Annotated in this window: 3 protein-coding genes; all 3 read right to left on the reverse strand. The window is 41.3% G+C overall.

The genetic code is table 11. The annotated features are described in order from the left end of the window. Positions 1-228 precede the first annotated feature (228 nt). The 3 genes from OQ5_RS0101135 to OQ5_RS0101145 all read right to left on the reverse strand — a co-directional run bounded on the left by OQ5_RS0101135 (position 229) and on the right by OQ5_RS0101145 (position 4,005). Positions 229-1,125 (reverse strand): polysaccharide deacetylase family protein, encoded by an 897-nt coding sequence (locus tag OQ5_RS0101135; RefSeq protein ID WP_016775728.1) that lies wholly within the window; start codon positions 1,123-1,125, stop codon positions 229-231. Between the two features lie 60 nt (positions 1,126-1,185). Then, complete coding sequence (locus tag OQ5_RS0101140; RefSeq protein ID WP_016775729.1) at positions 1,186-3,060, reverse strand: ATP-binding protein; 1,875 nt, start codon at positions 3,058-3,060, stop codon at positions 1,186-1,188. Positions 3,061-3,396: 336 nt separating this feature from the next. Further along, entirely contained in the window at positions 3,397-4,005 is a 609-nt protein-coding gene (locus tag OQ5_RS0101145) for a riboflavin synthase (RefSeq protein ID WP_016775730.1), read from the reverse strand. Positions 4,006-4,343 lie beyond the last annotated feature (338 nt).

The raw sequence follows: 4,343 nt of genomic DNA on the forward strand, positions 1-4,343 counted from the left end.
AAATTATTTACATCGCATAGCTCCATTAAAGGTGCAAGGTTTTTCACGCAAATCTTTAAAAATGGTTGCACCTGTAAATCAATAGATCATGTGATTTTTAGAAATAAGTAATCGACAGGCAGAAGGTTGCCTTCTGCCTGTCAAACTTCTGCCTTCTATCCAGGTGAGAGTGTAAAATTCTTGAAACAAATTACTGTAGACTACCGGGTACTGATTTACGACATTAACCTAAAGTCCGCTATGGCGTCGATTTTTCTTCTGTTTCCCGACAATTACTTTAAAGAAAGCCCAAAAACCGGAAGCTTTTATCAGCAGTTCGGAAACAGAGCTTTTGTCGGGTACCGATATCCGTTTTAACCGGAACGGATCACTTCCCGGTTGGTTAAATCCCACATCAAGAGTTACCGCAGCCTCATAACCGGCCTTTTTACAAAGCCGGATGTCGCGTTCGCTGTATTCCCCGTTAGGAAATGAAAAGAAACGGCAAGTCCTGCCGGTGAGTGCTTCCACCTTTTGCTTTGAGACTTGAATTTCTCGAAGTGCTTTGGCATCGTTACATCTTGGCAGGATGGGATGGAAAAGGGTATGTGAACCGAATTCTACCAGTCCTGATGCCTGCATTTCTGTTATTTCCTGCAGGTTAAGCGCTATCCTTTCGCTGTATTCTCTGGTTTCTTCAAATCCCCGGTGTTTTAATGTTGTCATTCTTATCGAATCGGATACTCTCTTGAGCTCCTGTTTCTGGTGTTTGTTATTTATAAATTTGAACCATGGTTGCCTTTTGGTGTCGGCAATTTCTGCCATCAGAAAAATGATGACCGGTACCTCGTATTTTTCAATAACCGGCAGCAGGAAATAGTTTGAAGCCCATCCGTCGTCCAGCGTAATAACAAGTGGTCTGGGAGGTAGTTTGAATCCGGCATTCAGATTTTGGTCTATGAATTGTGAAAATGGAAGAATGTTGTATCGTTTTTTTAATGCCACAACTGCCTTTTCAAAATCTTCAGGTAAAGGTTTATGGAACATCAGAATGGTTACCTTTTTCCTCTGGATGGTATGGCGAAGTATCCATGATACACCTGATAAACGAAGTTCCAGGGCTGTAAGTCGGTTCAAAAAGGACATAATCCGGGATTTTAAAATTTTTTGAGGTAAAGATAGCAGGGTTTTCTGAAAAAAGCAGGCTTATTTGTTGTTCAGAGGAAATGATACGGTCACGGTTGTTCCTTCCCCGCGGGTTGAGCTGAGTTCAATTGTTCCGCCAAGTAAAAGTGCAATACCCCGGGCATTAGTCAATCCTATTCCTGCTCCGTCATAAATCCTGTCGTTTGTTTCAATTACTTTGCAGAACTTGCGGAACACCACCTCGGTTTTGTCATCGGAGATACCAATTCCACTGTCTGAAATGCTGATCTCAAAATGGTGGACAGTCTTCCGGCAGATCAGAGTTACTCCTCCCGAATCGGTAAATTTAAAGGCATTGTCGAGGAGATACCTGACCAAACGCTTCAATAGTTGCGGGTCGGTATTTAGTTCCATATCACAGCCGTCTGACAGGACTCTGAAGTAAAGGTCGGGTTTTTCTTCGTCGCGTCGCTTTTCAAATTCTTCCTGCAGTTCGCTCAAAATCTGACTTGCCCTGAAGCGCTGGTTTCTTACCTGTACTTGTCCTTTTTCCAGTTGGGAGAACAAGAGGGTATCTTCAATAAAGGTTACCAATTTGTTGCTGTTGTAGGCTATGTGCTCAAAGAATTCTTTTCTTTCGTTGGGTGCAGCTCCAGGATCAGCCATTAGTTCCGAGAAACCAACTATAGCCATTAAGGGGGTACGCACTTCATGGCTGAGATTTTCGAGAAAAGAAGATTTCAGGCTGTCCGATTCCTGAGCTCTCTCTTTTTCTATGGTGAGTCTTTTTTTTGCTATCTCCAGTTCTTTGAACGAGCTTTCCAATGAATTCATCATAAGGTTAAAATGATCTCCCAGCTCCTGCATTTCGTCGTTGCTCGATATGTCGTTTCTGACACTCAGATCGCCGTCGGTGGCCTTTCGGAAATTTTTAAGCAGTTTTTTTACCGGGGAAGTAACATGCTTGCTGAAATAGACAGCCAGAATAAAAGCAATGAAAAAACCGCCGAAAAATATAAGCAACAGAGTGCGTATCAGCAGGTATACATCGGCAAAGATTTCATTTTGTGAAACAATAAGTGCAATTTTCCATCCATTCTGTAAATGATCAATGGCAACGGCAGAAGTGCCGTTCCCCTCGTTTTCCTTTATCAGTATAAAGTTTTCTTTTGTCTCTGTGATTTTTTCTACCTGCGTATTTGAAATATTGCTGAAACGCCCTTCCCGGTTTCTTGAGTAAACAAGATTGTCGTTATTGTCGAACAACAGGATGTGCCCGGTCTTAAACACAGGCAAAGTATCAAGATAGACACTCAATCGGTCGAAATTGAAATCGGACCCCAGGCAGGCAATCAACAGCGAATCCTTATAAACTGCTCTCGAATAGGAAATGACATTCATATCCCACGCCGGCCAGTAATATGGGGTAGTCCATGTTTCTCCGTTTTTTATTGCCTCTGTCCACCAGCGCATCGACGGATGGGCAAGGTCTTTTTCCATGATGCTGTATTCCGGACTCCTGGTATAGATACCGTTTCTGTTTTTATCGAAAAAACTGATGGTATGTTTACCGTCAATGTGATCAGTGTTAAAAACAATCCAGAGGCTCATTGGCCGCATAAGGTGGATAATCTCTTTTACCCGGGGTAAAAGTTTTTCTTTGTAACGATTCAACGCTTCTTTATCGGTGAAATGTTGGCCGGTGTCGAAAGAACTTCGGAAAGAGGCCTCAAGAGCAAGAGAAACATCTTTGATGTGAAAGAATTGTTGTTCAATATCGCGGGTGATGATTTGTGTCTGCAGACGCATTTGTTTGATGGCATCGTCACGCGCTTTTTGCCTGGCGAAGTAGATGCCGGGAAAACCTGCCAGTAACATGGCTGTGGCCACCAGCGCAACCATCAATACTGTCAATTTACGTCTTAATCCGTACATCTGATGCCTTGTTAATATGAAAATACAGCTTTGATCCCTCAAACCTGCATTAAAAATGATCTGTTTGTTTTCACATAGAAACTAATTTAAGGATTTTTGTTTGCGAATGCTAATTATTCGCCTTAATATTTAACGAAATATCACATTTTGCTAAAAATACCCGACAGGCAGAAGGCAGAAGCAAGGAGCATGGAGTTGAACCCTTCCGGTGGTCGATGACCCTGAAAGTGAAGGAAGGGTAGAAAGGTGGAAAAACAGAGGGGGAGAGATACGAGAATTGAGGTATATATGTTCATGAAACTCTGTGCCCTCTGCGCCATGCTCCATTCTAAACCACTAATCTTCCCTGAAATGAAGTAGCCTGCTTATGTATTTTCCGAGGATGTCAAATTCAAGATTAACAACCGTTCCCTCCTTGATTTGATGAAAATTGGTATATTCATAGGTGTAAGGGATTATAGCCACCGAAAATCTGTCGTCGCGGCTGTTAACAACTGTCAGGCTGACTCCGTTGACACAAACCGAACCTTTTTCTACCGTCATATAACCTTGTGCTGCTTTTTCCCGGTCAATGTCATACTGAAAAGTAAAGTACCAGCTGCCATCAGCTTCTTTGACTTCTGTGCATCGTGCGGTTTGGTCAACATGACCCTGCACAATATGCCCGTCCAGTCTTCCGTTCATGGGCATACTTCGTTCCAGGTTAACTTTATCTCCCGGGTTGAGTAATCCGAGATTCGACTTTTCGAGCGTTTCTTTGATTGCTGTAACGGTATAAGTATCACCTTCTTTTTTTACGACAGTAAGGCAAACACCATTGTGAGAAATACTCTGATCGATCTTTAATTCATCGGTAAATGAGCATTTTAAGGTGATGTGCACATTCCCTTTGTCCTTTTCGATTGCAACAACGGTAGCTGCTTCTTCTACTATTCCTGAAAACATAACAATATTTTTTAATTAGTACTCGTTTCAATAGGTCGTTAGATTATTAGACATAAGATGTAAGATGATTTGTATAATCCTGATATACTGAATTTTAATAAATACAACCTTAAATCGCAAGCAATTGGTTTTCAACGATACAACATATAAACTAAGTTAAACTATAATTCAACTACATATAAACAAATTGCGAGTTATCATTAAATTCGTGATAGAACCTAATAAAATAAACCACAACTTTCTTATAATAAAAACTTTGCGTCATAGTGTCTCTGTGTTTAGGCTTTATTTTCCGGACTATTTAGTGTCTCTGTGTTTAGGCTTTATTTTCCGGACTA

It is taken from the genome of Anaerophaga thermohalophila str. Valhall, assembly GCF_000250735.1.
Taxonomy (GTDB): domain Bacteria; phylum Bacteroidota; class Bacteroidia; order Bacteroidales; family Marinilabiliaceae; genus Anaerophaga; species Anaerophaga thermohalophila_A.